This is a genomic window from Vibrio sp. 811 (genome assembly GCF_033339195.1).
Map to the genome: position 1 here is coordinate 1 of NZ_JAWOUB010000615.1, position 601 is coordinate 601.

General features: G+C 47.6%; 1 protein-coding gene. It reads left to right on the top strand.

The features are described 5' to 3' along the window. The coding region (locus R7Q46_RS28410; protein WP_411978790.1) for an amidophosphoribosyltransferase at window positions 1-601 on the top strand (601 nt) is incomplete at both ends.

Consider the following 601-nt stretch of genomic DNA (forward strand, 5'->3'; position numbering starts at 1 on the left):
CGGTATTACACTTGCCCACAACGGTAACTTGACCAACGCTCCCGAAGTTCGTCAGAAGCTGTTTGAAAAAGATCGCCGCCACATCAACACCACTTCTGATTCAGAAGTGCTGCTCAACGTACTTGCACACGAAATTGACACAGTAAAAGGCAATGTGACTGCAGAAGATGTATTTCGCGCTGTTACCAATGTGCACCGTACTATTCGCGGCGCTTATGCAGTAACTGCGATGATCATCGGCCACGGTATGATTGCGTTTCGTGACCCGCATGGTATTCGCCCTCTTTGTTTAGGCAAGCGTGAAGTCGCTGGTCGCACGGAATACATGGTTGCATCAGAGTCTGTTGCGTTGGATGCGGTCGGTTTTGACTTCGTACGTGACGTAGCTCCGGGTGAAGCGGTGTATGCGACATTTGAAGGTGAGCTGTTCACTAAGCAATGTGCAGACAATCCAAAGCTAAATCCTTGTATTTTTGAATTTGTTTACTTTGCGCGTCCTGATTCTTTCATCGATAAAATCTCTGTGTACAGTGCTCGCGTTGAAATGGGCAAAAAGCTGGGTGAGCGAATTCGTGAAGATTACGCCGATCTTGATATCGAC